Source organism: Lysinibacillus sp. FW301-JW8, from assembly GCF_058788755.1.
Window position 1 is genome coordinate 24,601 of sequence record NZ_JBYTBB010000044.1, and the last position, 504, is coordinate 25,104.

General features: G+C 45.4%; 1 protein-coding gene. It reads right to left on the reverse strand.

What is annotated here, in order from left to right; all coding sequences use genetic code 11:
• Positions 1–504 (reverse strand): InlB B-repeat-containing protein (locus AC3WOM_RS17270; RefSeq protein WP_492447732.1); only part of this gene is annotated, 504 nt, incomplete at both ends.

A 504-nucleotide genomic window follows, 5' to 3' on the forward strand; every position in this document is an offset into this window, starting at 1 on the left:
TCCTGTAATTACACTGTCAAAATCAAACGGTGTTGTGTAGGCATTACTTGTATACCAGCCCCCAAATGTATAGCCAGCTTTCGTTGGCGCTGGCGTCGGCTGACTCGCTTTTTTCCCATGATCTATCGTTTGATTCGATACGGTACTTCCTCCAGCTACATCAAAGCTCACTGTATGCGTCACAGTCACAGGGTTCCATTTTGCATAGACGACTGTGTCTCCTGTGATGGCATTGTTAAAATTAAATGGCGTATCTACGGCACTGCTTGTGTACCAGCCACCAAATGTATGGTTTGCTTTTGTTGGTGCTGATGTCGGCTCTGTCGCTTTCTCTCCATGGGCTATTGTTTGTGAAGCGACTGCACTTCCTCCATCCACATTAAAGCTCACCGTATACGTCACTGAATTCCATTTTGCATAGACAACTGTGTCTCCTGTGATGGCATTGTTAAAATTAAATGGCGTATCCATGGCACTGCTTGTGTACCAGCCACCAAATGTATG